This is a genomic window from Pseudonocardia terrae (assembly GCF_021343995.1).
Lineage (GTDB): Bacteria > Actinomycetota > Actinomycetes > Mycobacteriales > Pseudonocardiaceae > Pseudonocardia > Pseudonocardia terrae.
Genome location: NZ_JAJTTE010000002.1, coordinates 153,815 through 177,068, shown reverse-complemented (window position 1 = coordinate 177,068; position 23,254 = coordinate 153,815). Strand labels below are relative to the sequence as shown.

General features: G+C 72.5%; 26 protein-coding genes, 1 pseudogene and 1 riboswitch. Of the genes and pseudogenes, 10 read left to right on the top strand and 17 right to left on the bottom strand.

Annotated features, from left to right (window positions below; all coding sequences use genetic code 11):
- Positions 1-44: 44 nt before the first annotated feature.
- Entirely contained in the window at positions 45-368 is a 324-nt protein-coding gene (locus tag LWC33_RS02155; protein ID WP_308190890.1) for a S26 family signal peptidase, read from the bottom strand.
- A gap of 88 nt (positions 369-456) precedes the next feature.
- On the opposite strand from LWC33_RS02155, the gene sodN reads away from it, so the two are divergent.
- On the top strand, positions 457-870 hold the full coding sequence (sodN, locus tag LWC33_RS02150; RefSeq protein WP_232871774.1) for a superoxide dismutase, Ni: 414 nt from the start codon (positions 457-459) through the stop codon (positions 868-870).
- Positions 871-1,029: 159 nt separating this feature from the next.
- Here the strand turns inward: sodN and LWC33_RS02145 are convergent, their stop codons facing one another.
- Positions 1,030-1,644: a TetR/AcrR family transcriptional regulator gene (locus LWC33_RS02145; RefSeq protein WP_308190889.1), complete on the bottom strand. Its 615-nt coding sequence runs from the start codon at positions 1,642-1,644 to the stop codon at positions 1,030-1,032.
- Between the two features lie 57 nt (positions 1,645-1,701).
- Between LWC33_RS02145 and LWC33_RS02140 the strand changes: the two genes are divergently transcribed.
- On the top strand, positions 1,702-2,742 hold the full coding sequence (locus LWC33_RS02140; protein WP_233302416.1) for a glycoside hydrolase family 113 protein: 1,041 nt from the start codon (positions 1,702-1,704) through the stop codon (positions 2,740-2,742).
- Positions 2,743-3,057: 315 nt separating this feature from the next.
- Here the strand turns inward: LWC33_RS02140 and LWC33_RS02135 are convergent, their stop codons facing one another.
- From LWC33_RS02135 to LWC33_RS02115, 5 genes are all read right to left on the bottom strand, one after another.
- Complete coding sequence (locus tag LWC33_RS02135) at positions 3,058-3,759, bottom strand: GPR1/FUN34/YaaH family transporter (RefSeq protein WP_233302415.1); 702 nt, start codon at positions 3,757-3,759, stop codon at positions 3,058-3,060.
- A 337-nt stretch (positions 3,760-4,096) separates the two neighbouring features.
- Positions 4,097-4,777: a hypothetical protein gene (locus LWC33_RS02130; protein WP_233302414.1), complete on the bottom strand. Its 681-nt coding sequence runs from the start codon at positions 4,775-4,777 to the stop codon at positions 4,097-4,099.
- A 52-nt stretch (positions 4,778-4,829) separates the two neighbouring features.
- Positions 4,830-5,288 (bottom strand): DUF3040 domain-containing protein, encoded by a 459-nt coding sequence (locus tag LWC33_RS36735; protein WP_504937438.1) that lies wholly within the window; start codon positions 5,286-5,288, stop codon positions 4,830-4,832.
- Positions 5,289-5,460: 172 nt separating this feature from the next.
- Positions 5,461-5,523, bottom strand: a riboswitch (Fluoride riboswitch).
- Positions 5,524-5,805: 282 nt separating this feature from the next.
- Positions 5,806-6,384 (bottom strand): helix-turn-helix domain-containing protein, encoded by a 579-nt coding sequence (locus LWC33_RS02120; RefSeq protein WP_233302411.1) that lies wholly within the window; start codon positions 6,382-6,384, stop codon positions 5,806-5,808.
- 58 nt (positions 6,385-6,442) lie between these two features.
- On the bottom strand, positions 6,443-8,110 hold the full coding sequence (locus tag LWC33_RS02115; protein WP_233302410.1) for a CocE/NonD family hydrolase: 1,668 nt from the start codon (positions 8,108-8,110) through the stop codon (positions 6,443-6,445).
- 108 nt (positions 8,111-8,218) lie between these two features.
- Here LWC33_RS02115 and LWC33_RS02110 point away from each other — a divergent pair, with 108 nt between their 5' ends.
- On the top strand, positions 8,219-8,620 hold the full coding sequence (locus tag LWC33_RS02110; RefSeq protein ID WP_233302408.1) for a hypothetical protein: 402 nt from the start codon (positions 8,219-8,221) through the stop codon (positions 8,618-8,620).
- Between the two features lie 38 nt (positions 8,621-8,658).
- On the opposite strand, the gene LWC33_RS02105 is transcribed toward LWC33_RS02110, so the two are convergent.
- Positions 8,659-9,684, bottom strand: a complete 1,026-nt coding sequence (locus LWC33_RS02105; RefSeq protein ID WP_233302407.1) for an AraC family transcriptional regulator — start codon at positions 9,682-9,684, stop codon at positions 8,659-8,661.
- A gap of 91 nt (positions 9,685-9,775) precedes the next feature.
- On the opposite strand from LWC33_RS02105, the pseudogene LWC33_RS02100 reads away from it, so the two are divergent.
- Positions 9,776-11,233, top strand: a pseudogene (locus LWC33_RS02100) (flavin-containing monooxygenase); the annotation flags it as partial.
- Entirely contained in the window at positions 11,233-12,078 is an 846-nt protein-coding gene (locus LWC33_RS02095; protein ID WP_233302405.1) for an SDR family NAD(P)-dependent oxidoreductase, read from the top strand. The pseudogene LWC33_RS02100 and the gene LWC33_RS02095, both read left to right, overlap by 1 nt.
- 155 nt (positions 12,079-12,233) lie before the next feature.
- Here LWC33_RS02095 and LWC33_RS02090 read toward each other — a convergent pair whose 3' ends face one another.
- The 4 genes from LWC33_RS02090 to LWC33_RS02075 form a co-directional block, all read right to left on the bottom strand.
- Positions 12,234-12,719, bottom strand: a complete 486-nt coding sequence (locus LWC33_RS02090; RefSeq protein WP_233302404.1) for an SRPBCC family protein — start codon at positions 12,717-12,719, stop codon at positions 12,234-12,236.
- Complete coding sequence (locus tag LWC33_RS02085; protein ID WP_233302403.1) at positions 12,697-13,050, bottom strand: ArsR/SmtB family transcription factor; 354 nt, start codon at positions 13,048-13,050, stop codon at positions 12,697-12,699. The genes LWC33_RS02090 and LWC33_RS02085 overlap by 23 nt, the downstream gene beginning before the upstream one ends.
- Before the next feature lie 69 nt (positions 13,051-13,119).
- Positions 13,120-14,277 (bottom strand): globin domain-containing protein, encoded by a 1,158-nt coding sequence (locus LWC33_RS02080; RefSeq protein WP_233302402.1) that lies wholly within the window; start codon positions 14,275-14,277, stop codon positions 13,120-13,122.
- A gap of 1,469 nt (positions 14,278-15,746) precedes the next feature.
- Complete coding sequence (locus LWC33_RS02075; RefSeq protein WP_233302400.1) at positions 15,747-16,307, bottom strand: carboxymuconolactone decarboxylase family protein; 561 nt, start codon at positions 16,305-16,307, stop codon at positions 15,747-15,749.
- Positions 16,308-16,492: 185 nt separating this feature from the next.
- On the opposite strand from LWC33_RS02075, the gene LWC33_RS02070 reads away from it, so the two are divergent.
- The gene (locus tag LWC33_RS02070) at positions 16,493-17,080 is read left to right on the top strand and encodes an acid phosphatase (protein WP_233302399.1); all 588 of its coding nucleotides are present in this window, start codon (positions 16,493-16,495) and stop codon (positions 17,078-17,080) included.
- Between the two features lie 10 nt (positions 17,081-17,090).
- On the opposite strand, the gene LWC33_RS02065 is transcribed toward LWC33_RS02070, so the two are convergent.
- Entirely contained in the window at positions 17,091-17,534 is a 444-nt protein-coding gene (locus LWC33_RS02065; protein ID WP_233302397.1) for a L,D-transpeptidase, read from the bottom strand.
- A 164-nt stretch (positions 17,535-17,698) separates the two neighbouring features.
- Between LWC33_RS02065 and LWC33_RS02060 the strand changes: the two genes are divergently transcribed.
- Positions 17,699-18,187, top strand: coding sequence for a GNAT family N-acetyltransferase (locus tag LWC33_RS02060; RefSeq protein WP_233302396.1), 489 nt, complete (start codon positions 17,699-17,701; stop codon positions 18,185-18,187).
- Here LWC33_RS02060 and LWC33_RS02055 read toward each other — a convergent pair.
- A complete protein-coding gene (locus LWC33_RS02055; protein WP_233302395.1) occupies positions 18,173-18,610 on the bottom strand; it encodes a hypothetical protein in 438 nt (145 codons plus the stop codon). The two genes, LWC33_RS02060 and LWC33_RS02055, sit on opposite strands and share 15 nt — an antisense overlap.
- A 36-nt stretch (positions 18,611-18,646) precedes the next feature.
- Here LWC33_RS02055 and LWC33_RS02050 point away from each other — a divergent pair, with 36 nt between their 5' ends.
- Together LWC33_RS02050 and LWC33_RS02045 are read left to right on the top strand one after the other, a co-directional pair.
- Entirely contained in the window at positions 18,647-19,597 is a 951-nt protein-coding gene (locus LWC33_RS02050; RefSeq protein ID WP_233302394.1) for a diacylglycerol/lipid kinase family protein, read from the top strand.
- A gap of 437 nt (positions 19,598-20,034) precedes the next feature.
- Entirely contained in the window at positions 20,035-20,286 is a 252-nt protein-coding gene (locus tag LWC33_RS02045) for a WhiB family transcriptional regulator (protein WP_093082363.1), read from the top strand.
- A gap of 216 nt (positions 20,287-20,502) precedes the next feature.
- Here the strand turns inward: LWC33_RS02045 and LWC33_RS02040 are convergent, their stop codons facing one another.
- Positions 20,503-22,002: a sensor histidine kinase gene (locus LWC33_RS02040; RefSeq protein ID WP_233302393.1), complete on the bottom strand. Its 1,500-nt coding sequence runs from the start codon at positions 22,000-22,002 to the stop codon at positions 20,503-20,505.
- A gap of 63 nt (positions 22,003-22,065) precedes the next feature.
- Here LWC33_RS02040 and LWC33_RS36405 point away from each other — a divergent pair, with 63 nt between their 5' ends.
- Entirely contained in the window at positions 22,066-22,140 is a 75-nt protein-coding gene (locus tag LWC33_RS36405; protein ID WP_370467464.1) for a 50S ribosomal protein bL37, read from the top strand.
- Between the two features lie 70 nt (positions 22,141-22,210).
- On the opposite strand, the gene rsrA is transcribed toward LWC33_RS36405, so the two are convergent.
- Both rsrA and LWC33_RS02030 read right to left on the bottom strand, forming a co-directional pair.
- Positions 22,211-22,546, bottom strand: a complete 336-nt coding sequence (rsrA, locus tag LWC33_RS02035; RefSeq protein ID WP_233302392.1) for a mycothiol system anti-sigma-R factor — start codon at positions 22,544-22,546, stop codon at positions 22,211-22,213.
- Positions 22,543-23,214: a sigma-70 family RNA polymerase sigma factor gene (locus tag LWC33_RS02030; protein WP_308190888.1), complete on the bottom strand. Its 672-nt coding sequence runs from the start codon at positions 23,212-23,214 to the stop codon at positions 22,543-22,545. Before LWC33_RS02030 ends, rsrA begins: the two co-directional genes overlap by 4 nt.
- Positions 23,215-23,254 lie beyond the last annotated feature (40 nt).

Here is a 23,254-nt window from a genome sequence, read left to right as displayed (position 1 = left end):
CGAGCCGAGGGATCGGCTGTCGGGTACTGGGTGACGACCGTACCTCAGAGGCGCCGGGGCCGGGGCCACAACCGCCGCGTGACGACGGCCACCACCTCGGCCGGGCCGAGCGTGCGGGAGTCGGTGGAGCCGAAGGGGTTGTCGCCCTCCACCCACCACAGCGCGCCCTCCGGTCGCACCGCGCGCTTCACCGACAGCTGCGTGGGCCGGGCGGGCCAGCGCACCAGGACCACGTCACCCGGCCGGGCGGACCGGCCGAACCGGACCAGGACGACGTCGTCGTCGGACAGGGTGGTGGACATGGAGGGGCCCCGCACGGTCACCGCCCGCCACCCGCGGTGATGCCGTGTGATCCGCGTCCGAAACACCGTGTTGACCACACCTTCCGGCCTGCTGGCCCCCCGCCCCCGGGAGTAGGGTCGGGCACGCCAGAACGATCACCACCAGGGAGGACCCATGCGGCTGTCCCGCATTCTCCGCCCGCGGCTGGAGGCCACCGCGCACTGCGACCTCCCCTGCGGCGTGTACGACCCGGCCCAGGCGCGTATCGAGGCCGAGTCCGTCAAGGCCATCCAGGAGAAGTACCAGGGCAACGAGGACCCGGTCTTCCGGGAGCGGGCCATCGAGATCAAGGAGCAGCGCTCCGACCTCGTGAAGCACCACCTGTGGGTGCTGTGGACGGACTACTTCAAGCCGCCGCACTTCGAGAAGTACCCGGAGCTGCACGAGCTGTTCAACAAGGCCACCAAGAAGGCCGGTGGCGGCCCCGGCGGCACCAAGTCCTCGGTCGACCCGAAGGACGGCCAGGAGCTGCTGGACTACATCGCCCAGATCGACAAGATCTTCTGGGAGACCAAGCAGGCCGCCTGATTGAGGCGCTGAAAGCGGCGCTGACCAGCGGGGATGCTTCCCCGTGGGTCAGCGTCGCTTTTCGTTGTCGGGCCATCGTCGGGTACGCGCACGGCTTCAGCGGCGACCGACCGTGTCGCCACGAACGACTTCAACCGGGGCTACTGGACAGCCGGAGACTCAATCGGCGGACGGGGGCCTCGGGCTCGCCAGGCCCCGTCCACGGATCAGCGGCAGGAAGATCTCGTCGACGATCTCCACCAGGACCTCGTCCGGCACGGCCGGAACGCCGCGCAGGGCGTACTCACCACGCAACAACATCATCGGCAGCGCCGCCACGCGCGGCTGCACCGCCTCCGGAGGGGCCTCGCCGCGCGCCACCGCCCGGCCCAGGAGCGCGAACCAGGCGGCGTTCAGCGCACCGCCTCCAACCTGTTCGCGCAGCAGCTCCAGCAGGGCCGGCTCGTCGGCAGCGGCCGCCAGGAGATCGCGCAGGATTGCGCCACGGGGCGAGGACCAGGTCGCGTTGGCCTGCCGCAGCAGTTCCAACGCATCGCCGCGAAGGGTGCCCGTGTCCGCCGAGGGGGTGCGGGCGTCCGCCACGTACTTGTAGGCGGCGATGCCGAGTGCGGCGCGCTGCGGCCAGCGCCGGTAGATCGCGTTCTTGTTCGTGCCTGCGCGCCGGGCGACCTTGTCCATCGTCATGCCGCTGTAGCCGGAGGCGGTGAGTTCCTCAGCGGCCGCACGCAGGATCGCCAGCTCCAGCTCCGCACCTCGCCGCCGTCCCCCCGTCACGGTACGGATCGTATCCTCCGCCTGGTACGGTACGCAACGTACCTCAAGGAGGAAGCGATGCGCGCCTGGGGCGTCACCTACGACACCGGGTTCACCAACTGCGGAAGCACGACCCACGAACCGTTCGACCCTGACGTCGTCGCCGAGGACATGCGGATCATCCGTGAAGAACTGCTCGCCGACGCCGTCCGGATCACCGGCGGCGTCGCGGACCGCCTGGAGATCGCCGCCCGGCACGCGGCCGCCGTCGGGCTGGAGGTCTGGTACTGCCCGTTCACCAACGACCTGACCACCGACCAGCTGTTGGCGTTTCTTCTGGACGCCGCCGAGCGCGCCGAGCAGATCCGACGGGAAGGGGCGAACATCCGGTTCCTCGCCGGATCGGAGATCAGCATCATGACGATCGGGCTGATGCCCGGAGAGACTCTGTCCGAGCGGTCCGCCGTGCTCGCGGATCCTGCGCTCGTCCGCGAGATCCTCCCGGACGTGCAGCGGAGGACCAATGCCCTCTTGGCCCAAGCAGTCGAGGGCGCCCGCGAGCGGTTCCGCGGGCTCATAGGGTACGCATCACTCCCTATGGAGGGAGTGGACTGGACCCCGTTCGACTTCATCGCGACCGACGCCGGCTACCGCGATGCCGGCAACGCCGCCGCCCTACCCGCGAACCTCGCCGCCATGACCTCTCACGGCAAGCCGTTCGCGGTCACCGAGTTCGGCTGTGCACCCTTCACCGGAGCCGCGGACCGGGGGAGCCGCGGGGACATCATCGGGTACGACGAGCAGAGCGGGCAGGCAACGCGGCTCACCGAGACCGTCGAGCGCAACGAACCCGAACAAGCCGCCTACCTGCTCGATCTCCTCGACGTCTACGACTCGGGTGGCGTGGACACCGCGTTCGTGTACACCTTCGCCTCTCGGCACCTGCCGACGTCCGAGCACCCTGAGCGGGACTTCGATCTGGGGAGCTTCGGGATCGTCAAGATCCTCCCAGACGGGCGTACCGGCAGCGCCTACCCGGGGATGCCGTGGGAGCCGAAGGCAGCCTTCTCCGCGCTGGCCGAGTACGGCCGGGCCCGGGCGGGCACATCCGCGGTCTGACCCGGCGCCGAGACGCTGCGGGCCGACAAGATGCCGCTCCCGTCTCGGCGCGTCCCGGACATGCCGGACCGCGCCCCACCTCGCGCTCTCGCGGCCCAGCGACGGCCCAGACCGCCGACGGCATCGAGTAGTAGCTGATCAGGCCTCATGTAGCATCAGATCGACAAGATCTTCTGGGAGACGATGCAGGCTGCCTGAGCCTTGCGTCGGGAGCGGCGCCGACCGGCGGGGATCGCTCCCCGCGGGTCGGCGCCGCTTCTCGTTCGCGGCCCGCTCCGGTCGTCCGGTGGCGCCCGGCCCACCAGGCGGGACGGTCTACTGCGCCGCGGTGCGCAGCACGGGCGGCCCGAGCGGCGGGAAGGCGCGGCGGCCGCCGGTCGACGCCCAGGCGGTGTTGAGGAAGGCGTAGAGCCCGAGCGCGCAGAACGCGAGCACCATGACACCGCCCCAGAAGAACCAGAACCCCGCCCCGGTCATCACGGCCAGCAGGTTGAACAGCACGGCGAGGTCCACGAAGACCATGATCCCGACGTAGGTGATCGGCAGCCGCACGATCCCCAGGGTGAGGAACGAGAACACGATCAACCAGGCCAGGAAGAACATGGTCTCCGCCCCCTGGACCGCGGCGGTCGGAATCACGAACCAGTTGTGGAACACTCCCTCGAGAAGCACGAAGAGGCTGAACCAGAAACCGGCGAACAAACCGAATATCGCCGCCACGATGGACTGACCGAGCAGGATCGCCCACACCGCCGTGACGAACTCGCCCAGCCCGGCCACGAACGTCGTCTCGGGCAGGACCGACCCCAGCGCGCTCGGGACCGGGACCAGCCCGATCAGGGCGAACCCCAGCACCAGGGAGCCCGCGACGAAGATCGGCAGGCCGTACACCAGGGGGTCGCCGCCGCCGCCGACCAGGACCTCGAAGGGGCCGGATCCCTGCGGGGCGGCGGCGTCGCGTTGCAGTTCTTCCCGCTCGACCGCGTGGGTTCCGCTTCCCTCCACGTGAGTTGCCATCTCGTCGCCCTCCTGTCGAGGATCGATGGTTGTTACCGGATCACGGTAGATCGCGGCGGGACGCGTCGAAAGATGCTTGGGAAAGATTCTTGAGGCCATTCCCGAGCGATTTCCGTGTTTGTGCACGAAGGATTTCCGCGTCCGACCCGGGGGGTCTGACGAAAGGCGAGAGCGTCGGCTGTGGGCTTCTCTCCGGTGCCGCTCGGATCGGCGGCGGGGACCTGCCCACCGGGACCGGCCTCGGGCATGGCTCTTCACCCCGGGCGCGCATTCGGTCGGAAGTCGCTGCCGGGGCGTTCGGAGCTGCGTCCGCGGTGCACATCGGGACGTCGAACGGCTACGTCACCGTGGCGGTCTGCAGCGGTGGCACCCCCGCCGGTCCTGGACGGCCCCGCCCGGAGCGCACGTCCGGGCCGAGGTCGTCGGCGCGCGCCCGCGTGATGACGGCGTCGAGGATCGCGATCAGCCGTTCGTCCTGCGCCTCGGCTCCGGGGACCCTTCCGCGGACCGTGTCCAGAACGACGCCGAGGACCTGCCGGCTGTCGGTGAACAGCACCAGGTTCGCGGTGCGCACCCATCGCCTCACGGAGCTCCCCGACGGGCGGCAGCGCCGCTCGACGGTGCGGAGGAGGACGCTGCCCGGGTCGTGACGGAGGCCCTCCCGGACCAGTTCCGCGAGGACGATCCGCCGCATGGGCAGGCGTGCCCGGTGCAGCCCGATCAGCGCCGGAGCCCTGCGCGCCAGTTGTTCCCGGCCGGCCGTCGAGACGACGTCGTTGACGCAGCGGGCCAGCCTCGCGACCGCGGGGGCGGTGCAGCGCGGTCGGTCGGTGAAGTCCGAACCGGCCAGGACCGAGACGTACTCCATCAGGCAGGCGCCCTCGCGGGGGGTGCGGTGCTTGCCGCGGCCGAGCACCGGCATCACCGGCGGGACCGTGCCGGTTCGCGTCGAGAGGGACGGCGACGGGTTCGCCGCCGTCGGGGCCGCTCGGTGGTGCGTGCTGTGGTTCTCGTCCATGTCGCGTCTCCTGTCGTGAGTGAGGACGAAGGTCCGAGAAGTCGGGGGAAGCTCAGCGTCGACGCCTCCGCCCGGCGCCGAGCAGCGGAGGGGCCGCCGCGAGGACGAGCGCGGCCGTGGCCGGGACCAGCAGGAGGTGAACCGGGGTGCAGACGGCGGCGATCAGCAACAGGACGCCGAGGGCGGACCCCAGCCATGTGGTCACCAGGGCGGACCTGCGAGGCGTCGGGACGTTGCGCTGCCGGTCACTGCGCCACGGTCCACCGAGGTTCGACGACGCGCCGCACCGACACCGTGGCGGGTCGGATCGCGGCGGAGCGCACCACGGCCGCAAGGGCGAGTCTCCTCGGCCTTCCCGCGAGCCGGGAGCTGCGGGGCGAGGGGCGAAGGGGTTGCTCCAGGGAGGCGCTCCCAGCCGGCCGGAGAGGTGTTTGGCCAGCTTCGGGTCGGTCGCCGAGAGATCGGCTTCGATCTCGGCGAGCACCCGCCGTTCCCGATCGGTCAGAGCCATCGTGGCCACCTCCTCACGCCCCGCCGACCGGCCGGCGTCGGACAGGTCGCGACCAGCCGCGGGGAACGGACGGATGCGGACCGCGGCGGGCCTGCGCGCACCGGCCGGCACGCCGCGTCGGAGAAGGAAGGTGGAGGAGGAAGCTTGCTCATGGCACACCTACCCGGTCGACTCACAGGTAGGGGCTATCAGCCCTGACGGGCGGTTAAAGGCGAGCTCCATCGCCTGGCGCGCAGAGTAGCGCAGGTCACCCCGGCCCGGCTATGCGCCATCTCGCCCAACTTCTCCCGACCTCATGACGCCGGTCGGACGCGGGCGTGGGAAGCGACGTCGGGCCGGCGTGCACCGCGAGACCCTCGGCGACACGGGCGGCGCCGGTTTCGTGGTCCGCACCGGGGGCGGGGCACGACGGTGCACAACGTCGACGGCCCGGACCCCGCGTTGGGACCCTTCCGCGGCGGCGCCCGGGCGAGGTCGTCGCCCAGTCCGCACGGCCCGAGGGGTGCCGACGTGCGGCTCAGCGGCCCGCCCGGGCGCGGACGTGGGCACGCTCGCCCTGCGTCCCGAACAGCGACAGCAGCTCGACGGGCCGCTGGTCGGCGCTGCCGAACCAGTGCGGGACGTGGGTGTCGAACTCCGCCGCCTCGCCCGGCTCCAGCACCAGGTCGCGGTCGCCGAGGACGAGCCGCAGCCGGCCCTCGAGCACGTAGAGCCACTCGTAGCCCTCGTGCGTCCGCGGGTCGGGCTCCTCGTCACGACTCGGCGGACAGACCATCTTGAACGCCTGCAGCCCACCGGCCCGGCGGGTGAGCGGCACGAAGGTGCGGCCGGAGCGGTGCACCGGCTTGAGGTGCACCCGCGGGTCGCCGGTCTGCGGCGCGCCGACCAGCTCGTCGAGCGGCACGCCGTGGGCCCGCGCCAGCGGGAGCAGCAGCTCCAGGTTGGGCCGCCGCCCGCCGCTCTCCAGCCGGGAGAGCGTGCTCTCCGAGATGCCGGTCTCGGCGGACAGCTCGGCCAGGGTCAGCTGCCGGTGCGTACGCAGGGCGCGCAGCCGGGGGCCGACCCCGGCGAGCACGGCCTCCAGCTCGTCGTCCATCCCTCCAGCATGCCGGACCGGCACACGATCGTGCCGGACCGGCATGCGCCGGCCGGTTTCAGCCCAGGACGGGCAGGACGACGCGCGACGAGTGGTCGGCGTCGTGCAGGACGTCGACCGCCCCCGGCTTGCCCCGGGTCGCGATGCCGAAGGGCTCGCCGGTGCCGACGTTGCGGGCGAACCGCGGGAAGGCACCGCCCGCGACCTGCACCCGCAGCCGGTGCCCGGCGCGGAACCGGTAGGCCGTGGGGAACAGCTCGATCGTGACGGCGAGCACGCCGTCCTCCCCCACCGTGACGTCCGGGGCGGGCACGGTGCGCGGGTCCAGCCGCCGGATGCCGTCGACGACGTTGCGGGACACGCCGCGCTCGTCGACGTCGCAGACCCGGACGAAGACGTCCGCGTGGTCCAGCTCCGGCCGCACGTGCACGAGCGCCGTGACCGGGCCGACCACGTCGAGGTCGGCAGGCAGCGGGTCCCCGGTGAAGACGAGGACGTCGGGGCGGGCCTCGACCGGGGACTGGTCGATCTGCTCGCCCGGCGGCTGCAGCAGCGGGCCGCCGACGCTCGGCGTGGGATCCGCCGGGTCGTAGACGTAGGTGCTCACGCCCGTACCCGGCCCCTCCCCCAGCCGCCCGGCGGCCTGCAGGTGGACCTCCCGGGTGGTCGCGGGCGGCGGCCACTCGTCGAACTCCAGCCACTGGTCGGCCTGCTGCAGGAACAGCCGCACCGGCGCGCCCTCGGGCTCGGGGCCCCCGCGCAGGTGGTGGTCCAGCCACGCGACGTCCGTCCGCAGGCTGGTCCGGACCTCCTCGAGGGCGCCGTGCAGCCACGGCCCGACGACGATCCGCGCCGGCACCCCGGCCGCGCGCAGCGCCCGGTAGTCCCGCATCTGCTCCGCGACGAACAGGTCCCACCACCCGGTCACCATGCTGACCGGGGGCAGGTTCGCCAGCGAGCCGGGGCCGGTGCGGTCGAACGCCGGCGACTCGCCGTAGGTGGCGTCCCAGTAGTCGTCGCCGGGCTCGGCGTGCTCCACGAAGTCCCGCCAGTAGGGCACCGGAGCGCCGGCGACCTCGACGTCCGCCGCCTGCAGCGGGACCTTGCGCAGGGCCCGGCGCAGCTTCGCCGCGCGGATCGGGTGCGGCACCAGCGGGATCCCGCCGCGCTCCTGGGTCCCGATCATGGCGGTCCAGGCGAGGGCGTTGAGCAGGGCCGGAGCGCCCTGCGTGTAGAAGGTGTCCGTCATGCGGGCTGCGGTGATGTGCGGGGACATCGCGGTGAGCGGCGGGTCGGCGTACGGCGCGACGGCCCACTGCGTGTAGCCGAGGTAGCTGCCGCCGGTCGTCGCGATCCGGCCGTCGCACCAGGGCTGCGCGCGCAGCCAGGCGAGGGTGGCGAGGCCGTCCTCCCGCTCGTGGACGAAGGGCCGGAAGTGGCCGCCGGATCCGAACGTGCCGCGGGTGCTCTGCAGCAGGACCTGGAAGCCGCGGCGCGCCAGCGGCGCCGCGAACAGCGGGCCGGCCGAACGCGGGTCGTACGGGACCCGGATCAGCACCACGGGGAGCGGACCGTCGGCGCGGGTGGGTCGGTACCGGGTGCCGACGAGCACCGTGCCGTCGGGCATCGGGACGTCGGTCCGGGTGCGGTCGTACGGGACGGGCGGGGAGGTCAGGCCGAGGGCGCGGTCGGCCAGGGACCCGGCCGCGCGCAGCAGGGGGTGCACCTCCCCGAGGTTAGACACGATCCGCCGAGGGGCCATTCGGCCGGTGTGGCGCGCAGGGAGCCGCGGCTACCGTGGATCTCCCGATCGATCGACGACGAGGACGGCGACATGAGCGCTGGGCGCCCCGGCAGTGTCACCCTGGTGGTCGTCCTCACCTGGATCTCCGCGGTCCTCGCGGTGCTGGGCGGGCTGCTGCTGATCGTGGCCGGCAGCCTCACCGCCGGCGCCGCCGGGCTGACGCCGGGCGTGCTCGTCGGGATCGGTGTGGCCTACGTGATCCTCGGGTTGATCACGGGCGCGGTCGCGTCGCGGCTCGGCCACGGCGGCAACGGGGCCCGGCTGCTGGTGTCCATCCTCGTGGTCCTGCAGATCGCGGGCGGCATCGCGGCGATCGGGGCGGTCGGCAGCGGGTCGACGGTCACGCAGGCGCTGGTCAGCATCCTCGTCGGGATCGTGATCCTGCTGCTGCTCTGGAACGCCCGCGCGAACACCTTCTTCGCGTCCCACTGACCCGTGAGCGCCGACTGCCCGCCAGCGGCAGTCGCCACTCACGACCGGACGCGACCTGCGCGGAGCCGGGTGGGCGTGGTGCCGAACCACCGCCGCACCGCCCGCGTGAGCCCGGACTGCGCGGCGAGTCCGAGCATCGCCGTGACCTGCGCGAACGGCAGGTCCGTGGTGGTGATCAGCCGGTGCGCGGCGTCGCGGCGGACCTCGTCGAGCACCCGCTCGAAGGTGGTTCCCTCGGCGGCGAGATGCCGCTGGAGCGTGCGCGGGTGCAGCCGCAGCAGCCGCGCGACGTCGCCGACCTGCGGCGGGGCCGAGCCGAGCGAGCGCCCCAGCGCGCCCCGCACCCGTCCCGCGACGGTCTGGCCGGGTTCGGCGAAATGGCTCTCCAGGTAGTCCAGTGCGAGCGTGCGCAGCAGCCGGTCGCCACCGGCCACCGGGGCCGCGGTGAGCGCCGCGGGCAGCCGCAGGACGGCGGCGGGCCGCTCGAACCGGACGTCGGCACCGAAGAACTCGGTGTACCGCGTCACCGGAACGAGTGGCGGATGGGCCAGGTGCGCCGATCTCAGCCCGTACGGGCCGCCGTGCAGGAGCAGGATGATCCGGTGCAGCAGTCCCAGCCCGAGGTCCGCGGCCTGCGGCGGCAGAGGCTGGGTGGCCCCGGAGGGATCGGCCGCGCCGTAGCGCACCGCGAGCACCCCGCGCACCTCCTCCGGGTCCGGGACCTGCGCGATCGACAGCGCCGGGCTGTGCACGAACAGGAAGCGCGACGCGCTGGCCAGGGCCTCGCCGAGGGTCCGCGCGTTCTCGATCGCGACGGCGAGCGGGCCGAGGATCCCCGCGTCCTGCCGCTCGGCGAGCAGCAGGCCGAGGTCCGGGCGCTCGAGCTCGGCTGCGGCGGTCTCCAGGAGCAGCCCTGCGCTACGCACGCCGATCACGGCGTCGTCGCTCGACACGGCCTCGCGCGTGACGCCGAACCGGGCGAACAACCCGTCCGGGTCGCCGCCCAGCGCGTCGACCAGCGCGGGGAGGCCGCGCAACGACGCGGCGCGCACCACGGGGCCCATGTCGCGTGAGGATAAATCATTGTCGCGCCGGGGTAAGCGAGAACCGGGACCGCCCGACGACACTGGGACCCGTCGCCAGCATCGAAGGGGAGCTGACATGAACGAGACCGACGTGCTGATCGTCGGCGCCGGCCTCTCCGGCATCGGCGCCGCCTACCGGCTGCAGCAGGAGCGACCGCGGGACCGCTACGCGATCCTCGAGCAGCGCGAGGCACTGGGCGGCACCTGGGACCTGTTCCGCTACCCGGGCGTGCGGTCCGACTCGGACATGTTCACCCTGAGCTACCCGTTCCGGCCGTGGCGCGGCGAGAAGTCGATGGCCGACGGCGAGAGCATCCGCACCTACATCGGCGACACCGCGCGCGAGGCGGGCATCGACCGGCACATCCACTACGGCACCACCGTGCAGGGCGCCTCCTGGTCGTCGGAGGACGCCCGGTGGACGGTGACCACCTCCCGCGGGACCTGGACCTGCCGGTTCCTCTACCTCTGCGCCGGCTACTACTCCTACGAGCGCGGCCACCAGCCCGACTTCCCCGGCCTCGCGGACTACGCCGGCACGGTCGTGCACCCGCAGGCCTGGCCCGAGGACCTGGACCACACGGGCAAGCGGGTCGTCGTGATCGGCAGCGGCGCCACCGCCGTCACCCTCATCCCGGCCATGGCCGAGACGGCCGCGCACGTGACGATGCTGCAGCGCTCGCCGTCGTACCTGACCGCGCTGCCGCTCAAGGACAAGTTCGCCGACACGCTGCGCCGCCGGCTGCCCGCGGGGCTCGCCCACAGGGTCGTCCGGGCCAAGAACATCGCCGTGACCCAGGGCTTCTACCAGCTGGCCCGGCGCCGGCCGGAGGTCGTGAAGAAGGTGCTGCGCGGGATCGCCCTGCGGTTCCTCGACGAGAAGGCCGTCGACGAGCACTTCACGCCGCGCTACGAGCCGTGGGACCAGCGCCTGTGCGTGATCCCGGGCGGGGACTTCTACCAGGCGATCCGCGACGGCTCCGCGTCCGTGGTGACCGACCACGTCGAGCGGTTCACCGAGAAGGGCATCCTGCTGAGGTCCGGTAGGGAGCTGGAGGCCGACGTCGTGGTCTCCGCGACCGGGCTGCGCATGCTCCCCCTCGGCGGCCTGGAGATCGCCGTCGACGGTGCGTCCGTGGACCTCGGCGACACGTTCTCCTACCGCGGCCTGATGCTCTCCGGGGTGCCGAACCTCGCCTACTGCATCGGCTACACGAACGCCTCCTGGACGCTGCGGGCGGACCTGTCGTCGCGGTACGTCTGCCGGCTGCTGAACCACATGGAGAAGCACGGCTACGCCGCGGCCGCTCCGACCGCACCCGCCTCGGCCGAGCGTCGGCCGCTGCTCGACCTGACCTCCGGCTACGTGCAGCGCTCGATCGACGCCTTCCCCAGCCAGGGCACCACCGAGCCGTGGCGCGTACAGCAGAACTACGTGGCCGACGCGCTGAAGATGTCCCGCGCCGACCTCTCCCGCGACATGCGCTTCACCCCCACGACCGCCCGCAGCCTGCAGGAGGCCTCCTGATGCGCACGACCGTGCAGCCCTACCGCTTCGCCGGCAACATCGCCGTCCTCACCGGGGCGGCGAGCGGCATCGGCGAGCAGCTCGCGTACGGCCTGAGCGACCGCGGCAGCGACCTGGTCCTGGTCGACCGCGACGCCGCCGGCCTCCAGGCGGTGGCCGAGAAGATCCGCGGCGGGCACCCGGGCGTGACCGTCGAGACGCACGTCGTCGACCTCGCCGACCGGGCCGCGACGACCGCGCTCGCCGAGCGGATCGCCGCGGACCACCCGCGCCTCGGGCTGCTGGTCAACAACGCCGGGGTGGCCCTGGGCGGCCGCTTCCGGCAGCTCACGCTCGACGAGTTCGAGTGGGTCATGGACATCAACTTCCGGGCGCCCGTGATCCTCACCCACCACCTGCTGCCCGCCCTGACCGCGACCCCGGGCGGGCACCTGGTCAACGTCTCCAGCTTGTACGGGCTGATCGGGCCGGCCGGGCAGTCGGCGTACTCGTCGAGCAAGTTCGCGATCCGCGGGTTCTCCGAGGTGCTGCGGCACGAGCTGGTCGAGACCGGCACCGGCGTGACCCAGGTCCACCCGGGCGGGATCCGCACGAACGTGGCGTCGAGCGCCCGGATCGGCTCCGGGGTCGACCCGGCCGAGATCGCCCAGCACCAGGCCGCGTTCGCCAAGCTGCTGAGCTACCGGCCCGAGAAGGCCGCGGCGGAGATCCTCGAGGGCGTCGAGAAGCGGAGGACCCGGGTGCTCATCGCGTCCAGCGCCAAGGTGCCCGACGTCCTGGCCCGCCTGCTGCCCGGCTCCTACGGCCCCGTCCTGGAGAAGCTGACGGCCCTGCTGGCCCGCTGACCGACCCGCGTTGTGGAACCATAATGCGCATTTCGAGGCGTCGAGAGCGCATTATGGTTCCATAGTGGGCGTCGTGGGGGCCCGAGAGCGCATTAATTATGGTTCCATAGCGCGCGGAATCCGGGCGCGAGATCGCGTTATGGAACCATAATGCGTCACGTCAGCGACACGGCGACGTCCTCGAGGGCGTCCAGCGAGGTCTGCATGCCGCCCTCCATCCCGGACTCGATGTGGGCGTCGCGGTGCTCCTGGTTCTGGTGCTGCACGAGCATCGTGAGCGTGGTGCGGCCGTCGGACTCCACGAAGTCGAGGGTGTTCATCGCGGAGGCGTCGGGCATGCCCTCGTAGACCTCGGTGGTCACGATCCGGTCGCCGGCCACCAGCTCGCGGTACTCGCCGTGGAAGGCCACCTCGAACCCGCCGTTCGCCTCCATCACCCAGCGCCAGCGGCCGCCGACCCGCAGGTCGATCTCGGCCGACGTCACCACGCCCATCGAGCCCGCCCACCACCGCTTCACCAGCTCGGGCTCGGTCCACGCGCGGTAGACCGCGGCGGCCGGCGCCGCGAACTCGCGCACGATCAGGATCTGGTCCGCCGCGGGCAGCGTGACGACGGCGCTACCCCTCGTGGTCGTTCCCATCGGTCTCCCCCTTCAGCTCCTCCAGCACGGCGTCCAGTGCGCCGAACCGGTCCTCCCAGTGCCGCGCGAAGCCGGCCACCCAGTCGTGGATCGGCTTGAGCCCGCGGCCCTCGAGCCGGTAGAGCCGGCGCCGGCCGTCCTCCCGGACGGTCACCAGCCCCACCTCGTGCAGCACCTTCAGGTGCTTCGAGACCTGCGGCTGGGCGAGGTCCAGCGCCGCGACGAGGTCCGTCACCGACTGCTCACCCCGGGCGAGCACGTCGAGGATCTGCCTGCGCCGCGGCTCGGCCACCGCGTTGAACGCGTCGGTGGTGGTCGCCGCCCGTGCCACGCGCCCATCGTATGCCCATATGGGAATACGTCAAGGCCGGGCGTCGGGAGGGCCCGGGGACGGGAGGACTCAGTCCGTGACGAAGGGGTCGTAGTGGATCTGCTCGGGCGCCGCACCGGCGGCCCGCAGCGCCCGCACCGTGGCGGTCAGCATCGCCGGCGAGCCGCTGACCACGATCTCGCAGTCGCCCCACGACCCGAACCCGGTGACGACGTCGGCGAGCCGGCCCACCAGCGGGCCGGGGTAGGGCGGCTGTTCCTCGACGACCGGCACGACGTCGAGCCACGCGTTGCGGTAGGTCGAGCGGCGCAGCTCGTCGAGCGCATAGAGGGCGTCCCAGGACCGCGCCCCGTAGAAGACGACCACCCGCTCGGCGCGCCCGCCCTCGCGCTCGAACTGCTCGAGCAGGGCGCGGATCGGGGCGATGCCGGTGCCGCCGCCGATCAACAGCAGCTCACGACCCGGCCGAGCGGCCCGGTCGAGCGCGCCCATCGGCGGACCGATCCGCCAGCGGTCCCCCGGCCGGGCGGAGGCGACGATCCCGCGGCTCACGCTGCCGTAGCCCACCGCCTTGACGTGGAACTCCAGCACACCCGACCTATCCGGCGCGGTGGCCGGGGAGAGGTAGCGCCACAGCCGGGGGTGCTGCGGGGTCTCGACGCCGACGTACTGCCCGGCCCGGTACGGCGCCGGTCCGTCGGCCCCCTCCACCTGCACGCGCAGGATCGCCGTGTCCCGGTCGACCCGCTCGTGGGCGACGACCACGCCCGGCCACCACGAGGGCCCGGGCTCGGCCTGCGCCGCCTTCTGCATCGTGCCGGCGAGGAAGGCGAAGGTGTACTCCCAGGCCTCGGCGACCTCGGGAGTCCAGGCCGCGCCGGCCGTCTCGGCCAGCGCGGTCAGGAAGGCCTGGCCGAACAGGGTGTAGTGCTCGTCCCGGACGTCGAACTTGCGGTGGTCACGGCCGAGCTGGGCCAGGAAGGCCACCAGCGAGGCGGGATCGTCGAGGCCGTCGATCAGGTGCACCAGCGCGCGGCCGAACCGGGCGTACTGCGTGGTCATCGACAGCGGGAACAGCGCCCGCAGGCCGGGGGCGTAGCCGAAGAGGGTGCGGTAGAAACGCGGGACGAAGTCCTCGACGTCGAGCTCGAGCTCCGCGGCGCTGCGCCGGGCACGCTCCAGGTAGGGCGCGAGGGAGCCGGGCAGGGCGCGACTCTCCGTCGTCATCGCCGGGACCGGGGAGCCACCACCACGGGCGGAAGCGTAGCCGCCGCCGCGGAACGGGTGATCCCGGCCTGCCCTGTCCGGCGGTCAACGGCGTTCAGGAAGCGGCCTGCTGCGCGCCCCCGGCAGCCCGACGACCAGGTCGCGCGATCACTGGTCGTGGAGTGGGAGGGTCGAAAATGACCTCGCTCGTCCACGATCCGCGAGCACGGAGCAGGAGCCGCTCGGGCGGCAGAACCACCGGCCTCGCCGAGACAAGATCACCTGTAGTGGAGCGGGAGCCGCTCGGCGACAGAACGCCCGGCCCTGCGCGACAAGATCACCGGCGCTGGAGCGGAAGCCGCTCGGCGGCAGAGCGCCCGGCTCTGCGCGACAAGATCACCGGGGCTGGAGCCGGAGAGTCGAAAACCGACCTTCTCGATCCACGACCCGCGATCACGGACGGAAGGCGGCCCCGCCCGTCGGGAGCCGGCGATCATGAGTGTCGCGAACATGGCCCTGTCCCCCGCAGCCAAGATCGTCGTTCACGGAGCAGGAACCGCAGTGAGCGCGGATTCCGCTCCATGAGCGGCGATCACGGGATCCGGCGGCTGGTCTCACCACGCAGATGTGGCGCAGCAGCCGCGCCGGAGCGACTCCTGCACCGCGATCACCACCACGGTCGTCGAAGATCACCGATCGAGGAGCAGGAGCCGCCCGGGCGGCAGACGACCGACCCGGCGGAGCACGATCGCCGGACACGGAGCAGGCGCCACTCGGACAGCAGAACGACCCACCCGGCGGAGCACGATCGCCGGTCACGGAGCAGGCCCCGCCCGGGCAGCAGAACGACCCCCCGGCAGAGCACGATCGCCGGACACGGAGCAGGCGCCACTCGGACAGCAGAACGACCGACCCGGCGGAGCAAGATCACCGGTCATGGAGCAGGAGAGTCGGAAATCGACCTTCCCGGTCCACGATCCGCGATCACGGCCGGAAGGCGACCTCGCCCGTCCACAGCTAGCGATCATGGGCGTCGCGTGGTCCGCTTGCGGACAAGAGCGTGCGGGAGCGCTACGGCGGCAGAACGATCAACCCTCGAGGCAAGATCACAGGTCGAGGAGCGGGAGAGTCGAAATCCGACCTTCCCAATCCACGACCCGCGATCACGGCCCGGAAAGCGGCACTCCTCGTCCAGAATGGACGATCATGGTCTGGGCATCGCGGTACGCAGCACCTCCGGCATCCGGGCCATCCGGCGCCGCGGCCACCGCACCCCGGCCACCCGACACCACGCTACCCGAGGCACCACAGCCACCCGCCACCACAGCCCCGGCACCACAGCCACCCGAAGCACCACAGCCACCCGAAGCACCACAGCCACCCGAAGCACCACAGCCACCCGAGGCACCGCGGCCATCCAGCGTCGCGGCCATCCAGCGCCGCGGCCATCCAGCGCCGCGGCCATCCAGCGCCGCGGCCCTCCCGACCCGTCAGACGTGGGCGGCGCGGAGGGCGGCGTTGCGCTCCTTGACCGCGATGTTCTTGTTGACCGGGTTCTGCGCCTCGTCGGGCTCCGTGCAGCCCGCCTCGACGGCGATCCGGTTCATGGTCCCGAACATCCGGACCAGGTGTGCGAGCCGCAGCTCGTCGCCGTCGACGGGCTGCTGGTCGCCGTGGAGCAGGCCGAACGTGGTGTCCACCCACATCGCCTCGGCCTGCATCCCGGCCGCGCGCAGCACGTCCTGCACCCGGTCGACGAGCACCCGCGGGGGCAGCCCGATCCAGTCCTCCAGGGTTCGCGCGTCGAGCGGGAAGAGCCGGTCCCGGTCGCGCAGGTGGAGCAGCTCGAGCGCGTAGCCGTGGGCGTAGGCGCAGTAGAGGCAGCCGTTGTAGAGCGAGATGACCATGCCGGCCAGGTGCGTGCGCTGGTGCCCGAGCACGCGCATCGAGACGAGATAGCGCGGCATGTTCGCGGCGAACCACCCGACGGCGCCGCCGGCACCCATCCGGGCGACGATGTGCGGGATCATCCGCGGCGCGAAGCCCCACATCCACCGGCACCCGGCCTGGAGAACGCGGACCGTCGCACGATCGATCGGCCCTCCGGCCATCGCGCCCCCTCGCTCACGGTCAGTGTTCGGATGATACCCCGCAGTGGCGATCGCGGACAGCGCCCGCGAGGAGGTCAGGACGGAAATCCTGCGGAGCGGCCCCCGGCCGGTCTAGCCTCCGGCGCGTGGGACGCGTCTTCCTCCTCCGGCACGGTGAGACCGAGTGGTCCGCCACGGGCCGGCACACGGGCCGGACCGACATCCCGCTGACCGACCGTGGCCGCGAGCTGGCCATGCAGGCCGGCCCGACGCTCGAGGCGCTGCGCCGCGACGACCCGCCGCCGGTGCGGGTGATCGTCAGTCCGCGCAGCCGCGCCCAGGAGACCGCGAAGCTCGCCGGCCTGCAGGCCGACGCGGTCGACGAGCGGCTGGCCGAGTGGGACTACGGCGACTGCGAGGGCAGGACGACGCCGCAGATCCGCGAGCAGGTGCCGGACTGGACGGTCTGGACCCACCCCTGCCCGAACGGCGAGACGGCCCACCAGGTGGGCGCGCGGGCCGACGCCCTGCTCGCCGACGTCCGGGCGCTGCTGCCCGAGGGCGACGTCGTGCTGGTCGGGCACGGCCATTTCAGCCGGGTGCTGACCGCCCGCTGGATCGGGCTGCCGCCCGAGGGCGGCGTGCACATCGCGATGGACGCCGCCGCCTGGACGGTCCTCGGCGACGAGCGCGGGGTCCCCCGGCTCGACGCCGTGAACCTGCGGATCCCCTGAGCCGCGGGACTCAGTGCACCTGCACCTCGTCGCCGACCCGCAGGGTGTTGAAGAAGGCCACGGCGTCCTCGTGGGCGAGGTGCACGCAGCCGTACGACGAGCTCCGCAGGCTGCCCTCGTGGAAGGCCACCCCGCCGTCGGCGAAGAAGACCGAGAACGGCATCGGGGCGTGGTTGGGCATGTCGCTGACGTGGTTCTGGTCCTTCCACTGCACGTGGAAGGTGCCGACCGGGGTGGGGTCGGTGGCGTCGCCCGGCATCATCGGGACCGGCCCGCGGACGATCTTGCCCTCGTCGAGAAGCCAGGCGCGGTGGGTCGCGAGGTCCACGCAGGCGTGCGCGGTCGCGGTGCAGGGGGTGCCGGCGACCGTGGCGGCGGTACCGGTGTCGCCGCGCGGCGCGGCCTGCGCGGGAACGGCCACGAGTGAGCCGAGGCCGAGGACGGCCGCCGTCACCGATGCGGCACGGATCCTCCCGGCCGCCGACCGCTTCACGCTGTGTCTACCCACTCGTCACTCCTCGGTGTTCCTACCCCCACACGTATGACGAGCGGGAGCACGGGAGGTTGCTCCGTTCGCCGGAGAAGATTCCGCCGCTGAGCAGCAGATATCGTGCACTCGTGACGGAGCGGTGGACGAATCGGGTGCGGCGGGTCGAACCGGGCGACGTCGAGGCGGTGGTCGGGCTGGTGCGCGAGCTCGCCGAGTACGAGAAGGCCCTCGACCAGTGCCTGCTGACCCCGGAGCAGCTCCGGACCGCGCTGTTCGGCGGGGCGCCGGCGCTCTTCGGGCACGTGGCCGAGGTGGACGGGACCGTCGTCGGCTGCGCTCTGTGGTTCCTCAACTTCTCCACGTGGGAGGGCGTCCACGGGATCTACCTCGAGGACCTCTACGTGCAGCCCGCGCACCGCGGCGCCGGGCTGGGCCGGGAGCTGCTCGCCGCGCTGGCCGCGACCTGCGTGGAGCACGGCTACGCACGGCTGGCGTGGTCGGTGCTCGACTGGAACGAGCCGTCGATCGGCTTCTACCGGTCCCTCGGCGCCGTGTCGATGGACGAGTGGACGACCTTCCGGCTCACCGGGGAGCCGCTGGCCTCACTCGGCGCGTGAGCGCTCGTCGGCGCCCATCGACCAGCGCCGGGCCGGTTCACTGACCAGGAGCAGGAAGGTGCCCACCACGACCAGCAGGGCCACTGTCCCGATGACCAGCCGGCCCTCGGCGAGCTGCGAGTAGACGAACGGGACCAGCAGCAGCTGGGCCACGATCGACGGCGTGCGGGCGCCGTGCTTGCCGCGCCACAGCAGGACTGCGCACAGCACCAGGGCGCCGCCGAGCAGCACGAAGTAGGAGGCCTCGCCGATGCGGTCGCCCAGGCCGCCCTCCGAGGCGACCCCGAAGACGACGGCCGTTGCGAGCCCGACGAGCCCCTCCAGCCCGACGACGCCGGCCGCCGCGCGCACCTGGACGGGCGGGGCGCCGGTGGCGGTGCCGTCCGCCTTCCGGCCCGGCTGCTGACTCGGCTCGGAGGTCACGACGACCAGGATACGGGCCCCGTTAGGCTCGGGTCCGTGCGCGCGCTCCTCGTCGTCAACCCCCGGGCGACGTCGACGACCCCGGCGGGGCGGGACGTCCTGACCCACGCCCTGGCGAGCGAGCTCAAGCTGGACGTCCTGGAGACCGCCTACCGCGGGCACGCGGCCGAGGCCACGGCCGCGGCCTGCGCCGCCGGCGTCGAGCTGATCGTGGCGCTCGGCGGCGACGGCACGGTCAACGAAGTCGTCAACGGCATGCTGGTCGACCGCGAGGCCACCGGCCCGCGCGCGCCCGACGGCAGCGACCCCGACACCCCCGCGCTGGCCGTGGTGCCCGGTGGCTCGGCCAACGTCTTCGCCCGCGCCCTCGGCATGCCCCGCGACCCCGTCGAGGCCACCGGGGCGATCCTGGCGGCCCTGGAGCGGCGCAGCAGCCGCCTGGTCGGCCTCGGGCGGGCGGACGACCGGTGGTTCACGTTCAACGCCGGGATGGGCTGGGACGCCGACGTCGTCGCCGCGGTGGAGCGCGCCCGCGCCGCAGGACGGGAGGCCACCCCGATCCGCTATGCCGGCACCGCCATCGCGGAGTACCTGCGGCAGCGCGTGCGGCCGCCCTCGATGACGGTGGAGGTGCCGGGGGCCGGGCCGCTGGAGGACATCCGGCTCGCCTTCGTGAGCAACACCGACCCGTGGACCTTCCTGGCGGGCCGAGCGGTGCGCACCAACCCCGGCGCCACGTTCGGCGCGGGCCTCGCGCTCTTCGCGCTGCGCCATCTGGGGCTGCCCACGATCGGACGCACCCTGCGCCACATCCTGTCCCCCGACGGCGACCCGCACGGCCGGAACATCGTGCGGCAGGACGTCGTTCCCTCCGTACGGATCCGCAGCGCGGAGCCGCTGGCCCTCCAGCTGGACGGTGACCACCTGGGTTCGAGGACGGACGTCGAGTTCGTTTCCGTGCCCGGAGCGTTACGCGTCGTCGTGTGAGAGGCGCCCCTCGTCGCAGTTCGGGCGGTCTCACCACCCGGTCGAGTGACACATGGTGGCCATTCACCGATGCTCGGCGACCACCGAGCAGCTAGGGGCTCGCACCTGCGCGGACCGTGATCCAAGGTAGGTCCTGCGAAAGAGAGGGACCACGCCGGGGTCACCCGGCATGGTCCGCGGGAAATGGGGTAACCCGGCTCCCGTTGGTCAGGGACACTGTCCTTCGCACTTCGCGACGACGCGCGGCACGGATCGGTGCAGTAACCGAACGTGTCGGGCGTCGTTGCGAAGTGTGGGTGAGGCTGCTCACCCAGCTGGACCTTGTTCCTTGAAGAGCGACGGCGCTCGTGAAAGCATTCACAAGCGCGGAAACACCGTGTCAGACAGACGTGCGATCGGCGCGACCCCGATCGCGAAGTACGAGGAGTAGGACGATCATGGATTGGCGTCACCGCGCTATCTGCCGCGACGAGGACCCGGAGCTCTTCTTCCCCGTGGGGACGAGCGGCCCGGCCCTCCTGCAGATCGCCGAGGCGAAGACCGTATGCCGCCGTTGCCCGGTGGTCACCGAGTGCCTGGCCTGGGCCCTCGAGAGTGGCCAGGACGCGGGCGTCTGGGGCGGTATGAGCGAGGACGAGCGCCGCGCCCTCAAGCGCCGCAACGCCCGCACCCGCGCACGCACCGCCTGAGAGAGCATCACCGAAGCCCCTCGAGGGTCGCCCCCAACCCTCACCCACGCTCCCTCAGCAGACTCCGAAGAGCGGGCCCGAAGCCGGACACCACCGGCGACGGGCCCGCTCTTCTGTGGTTCCGGGGTGTGTCACCGCACCGCCCCGGAACCCTGTGACCGTCGAGCACGGCACCGGCGCGACCTCGGCACCGGGATCGGCGATCACGCGTCAAGGCTATCGCGCCGTCATGGGCACCGTGATAAGGGCCTCGGTTCCGCCGCCCTCGCGGGGCCGCAGGGCCAGTTTCGAGTCGAGCTCGGCCAGCAACGTGCGCACGATCTGCAGGCCCAGGCCGTCCGCCCGGTCGATGTCGAACCCCTCCGGCATGCCCCGGCCGTCGTCGGCGATGATCAGTTCCAGGGTGTGCGCCGAGCGGTTGGCCTTCACCACGACCTCGCCCGCCTGGCCCGGTGCGTACGCGTGCGCCAGGGCGTTGTGCACCAGTTCGGTCAGCACGAGGACCAGCGGGGTCGCCAGCGCCGAGCCGAGGGTGCCCAGCGAGCCCTCCCGGCGGACCTTGGCCCGCACCTCCGCCGTGGCGCCGTCGCCGATCGCCGGCAGCACGGTGTCCACCAGCTCGTCGAGGTCCACCATCTCGGCCACCGAGTAGGCCAGCGCCTCGTGCACGAGCGCAATGGAGGTCACCCGCCGCACGCTCTCGGCGAGGGCCCGGCGGGCCTCCGGGATCTGGGTGCGCCGGGCCTGCAGCCGCAGCAGCGCCGCGACCGTCTGCAGGTTGTTCTTGACCCGGTGGTGGATCTCCCGGATCGTCGCGTCCTTGCTCAGCAGCGCCTGGTCGCGGCGACGCAGGTCGGTGATGTCGCGGACCAGCACCAGCGCACCCGCCGCGTCGCCGCGCGGGCGCAGCGGCAGCGCCCGCACCAGCATCGTGGCGCCGCGGGTGCGGATCTCCATGCGCAGTGACGTGCGGCCGTCGAGGGCCGCCTGGATGCGCGCGGCGACCTCGCTGGCGTCGAACGGGTCCCGGGTCAGGGACTTCGTCAGCGAGGCCAGCGGGACGCCCACGAGGTCCGTGTCGTGGCCCATGCGGTGATAGGCGGACAGGGCGTTGGGGCTGGCGTAGGCGACGAGACCGTGCGCGTCGAGCCGGATCAGGCCGTCGCCCGCCCGCGGGCTCGTGTCGGCGCCGGCCGCGGCCGCCGTCGTCGGGAAGGTGCCGTCGGCGATCATCTGGCAGAGGTCCGACGCGCTGCCGAGGTAGGCGATCTCGAGCGGGCTCGGCACCCGCGGCATGGCCAGGTTGGTGTCCCGGGACAGCACGGCGACGACGCGCCCGTGGTGCCGCACGGGGATCGTCTCGCGGCGCACCGGCACCTCCAGGTGCCAGCGCGGCTCCTCCTCGCGGCAGATCCGTCCCTCGACGACGGCGCGGCGCAGCTGCGGGTTGTCCCGCGGGTTGACCCGGGCGCCCACGGCGTCCTCCGGGTGGGCGGTGGGCGCGGTCGTCGGGCGGGCCTGGGCCACGCAGAGGAACTCCTCCGGGCCGCCCGCCATCACGACGTCCGCGTCCTGCGGCAACGGGATCCAGAGCAGGAAGTCCGCGAACGACATGTCCGCGAGCAGCTGCCACTCGGCGACGACCCGCTGCAGGTGCTCGACGGCGTCCCCGGGGAGACTCGTGTGCTCGGCCAGCAGTTCGCTCAGGGTCGACACGGGCTCATCCAATCACGTGGGACACTGGTCCCAGTCCTGCGTACATGTGAAGGAGGGACGAGCATGTCGAAGCGCGCGCGCAAGCGTCGCGACCGCAAGAAGGGCGGCGCGAACCACGGCAAGCGGCCCAACACCTGAGGTCCGCTCCGAACGCACGAACGGCCCCTCCGCTCCGTCCGGAGCCGAGGGGCCGTTCGTGTGTGGTCGATCAGGCGTGGCGTTCGATCCGGGTGGCGCGGACCTCGACGGTCGTCCCACCCGGCCCGGTCTCGACGCTCACCTCGGCCTGCTCCAGCACCGCGGTGCGGATCTGCCGGCGCAGCCGGTCCTTCAGCCCGTCCGGGGCGATCTCACCGCTGCACTTGCGGGCGAGGAGCTGCTTGAGCTTCTCGTCGATCCCGTACTCCTGCAGGCAGGGAGCGCACTCGTCGAGATGCTGGACGAGCTGACGCTTCCGCTCCTGGTCGCACTCGCCGTCGAGGTACAGCCACACCTCGGCGAGGACCTCGGAGCAGTCGGTGTCGTGGTGGTCCCCGCAGCTCATGAGCTCGTCACCTCCTGCTCCCCCCGGATGAAGCCGCGCTCCCGAGCGGTGTCGGTGAGCATGTCGCGGAGCTGCCGGCGCCCGCGGTGCAGGCGCGACATCACGGTGCCGATCGGCGTCCCCATGATCTCCGCGATCTCCTTGTAGGCGAAGCCCTCGACATCGGCCAGGTACACCGCCATCCGGAAGTCCTCCGGCAGCCGCTGCAGGGCTTCCTTGACGTCCGAGTCGGGCAGGTTGTCCAGCGCCTCGACCTCGGCCGAGCGCAGCCCGGTCGACGAGTGCTCACCGGCCTGGGCGAGCTGCCAGTCCGTGATCTCGTCCGTGGGCGCCTGGATCGGCTGACGCTGCCGCTTGCGGTACCCGTTGATGTAGGTGTTCGTCAGGATCCGGTACAGCCAGGCCTTGAGGTTCGTGCCCTCGCGGAAGGTCCGGAACGCCGAGTACGCCTTGAGGTAGGTCTCCTGGACCAGGTCCTCGGCATCGGCCGGATTGCGGGTCATCCGCAGGGCGGCGCCGTAGAGCTGGTCGAGCATCGGCATGGCGTCCCGCTCGAAGCGGGCCGCGCGCTCGGACTCGGTCTCCTCCGGGGCGCGGTCGAGCGAGTCGGTCGTCTCGTCCTCCCGCCCCGGGTCCCGCGCCGTCTCGGCCGCCGTGTCGTCCGGCACCGCGCTCCTCTCCCCCGCGACCGTGTCCACGATCGTCCGT

Bases quoted from the DNA above. Each gene is read 5' to 3' on its own strand.
- sodN (WP_232871774.1), top strand. From the start codon at position 457: ATGCGGCTGTCCCGCATTCTCCGCCCGCGGCTGGAGGCCACCGCGCAC.
- LWC33_RS02140 (WP_233302416.1), top strand. From the start codon at position 1,702: ATGCGCGCCTGGGGCGTCACCTACGACACCGGGTTCACCAACTGCGGA.
- LWC33_RS02135 (WP_233302415.1), bottom strand. From the start codon at position 3,759: ATGGCAACTCACGTGGAGGGAAGCGGAACCCACGCGGTCGAGCGGGAA.
- LWC33_RS02130 (WP_233302414.1), bottom strand. From the start codon at position 4,777: ATGGACGAGAACCACAGCACGCACCACCGAGCGGCCCCGACGGCGGCG.
- LWC33_RS36735 (WP_504937438.1), bottom strand. From the start codon at position 5,288: ATGGCTCTGACCGATCGGGAACGGCGGGTGCTCGCCGAGATCGAAGCC.
- LWC33_RS02120 (WP_233302411.1), bottom strand. From the start codon at position 6,384: ATGGACGACGAGCTGGAGGCCGTGCTCGCCGGGGTCGGCCCCCGGCTG.
- LWC33_RS02110 (WP_233302408.1), top strand. From the start codon at position 8,219: ATGAGCGCTGGGCGCCCCGGCAGTGTCACCCTGGTGGTCGTCCTCACC.
- LWC33_RS02105 (WP_233302407.1), bottom strand. From the start codon at position 9,684: ATGGGCCCCGTGGTGCGCGCCGCGTCGTTGCGCGGCCTCCCCGCGCTG.
- LWC33_RS02095 (WP_233302405.1), top strand. From the start codon at position 11,233: ATGCGCACGACCGTGCAGCCCTACCGCTTCGCCGGCAACATCGCCGTC.
- LWC33_RS02090 (WP_233302404.1), bottom strand. From the start codon at position 12,719: ATGGGAACGACCACGAGGGGTAGCGCCGTCGTCACGCTGCCCGCGGCG.
- LWC33_RS02080 (WP_233302402.1), bottom strand. From the start codon at position 14,277: ATGACGACGGAGAGTCGCGCCCTGCCCGGCTCCCTCGCGCCCTACCTG.
- LWC33_RS02075 (WP_233302400.1), bottom strand. From the start codon at position 16,307: ATGTGGGGCTTCGCGCCGCGGATGATCCCGCACATCGTCGCCCGGATG.
- LWC33_RS02045 (WP_093082363.1), top strand. From the start codon at position 20,035: ATGGATTGGCGTCACCGCGCTATCTGCCGCGACGAGGACCCGGAGCTC.
- rsrA (WP_233302392.1), bottom strand. From the start codon at position 22,546: ATGAGCTGCGGGGACCACCACGACACCGACTGCTCCGAGGTCCTCGCC.